The organism is Clostridioides sp. GD02377, from assembly GCF_045899875.1.
GTDB classification, from domain to species: Bacteria; Bacillota; Clostridia; order Peptostreptococcales; family Peptostreptococcaceae; genus Clostridioides; species Clostridioides difficile_A.
In genome coordinates, this window is record NZ_JBJODA010000085.1 from 1 (window position 1) to 400 (window position 400).

Sequence of the window (400 nt, forward strand, 5' to 3'; positions counted from 1 at the left end):
TTCCTATAGCAAAGTCTATCTTTGTATCACCTTCTGATATAGACTTTTCTACAACTTCAAAATTAAGACTTTCTATATCTAATTGACCCATATTTTTCTTAGTAAATAGAATTTCTCCAACTATCATATCTATTTCAATATTTTTTAATTCTTTTGGAATTTCATTTATGTTACAATCTAGTTTAATGATATTCTCTATCTTTTCTTTAACAAAACCTATTAACCACTTATCTCCATCTTTTAATGTATATTCAAAGCTTTCAAGTCTTTTTTCTATATCATCAATTATATTATTTCCCATAACTTTCACCTACTTTTTAGTAAGCTTATTTTTCTCTTTAAGCTGCTTATTTTCTTCTTCTAAAGATTCAACCTTATTTCTTAAAATATTATTTTCAGC

At 24.5% G+C, this 400-nt stretch carries 1 protein-coding gene; it reads right to left on the reverse strand.

The window, feature by feature from the left end:
• On the reverse strand, window positions 1–301 hold a 301-nt coding region (locus Q3304_RS20955), incomplete at its 3' end, for a hypothetical protein (protein WP_407815348.1).
• Window positions 302–400: the final 99 nt, after the last annotated feature.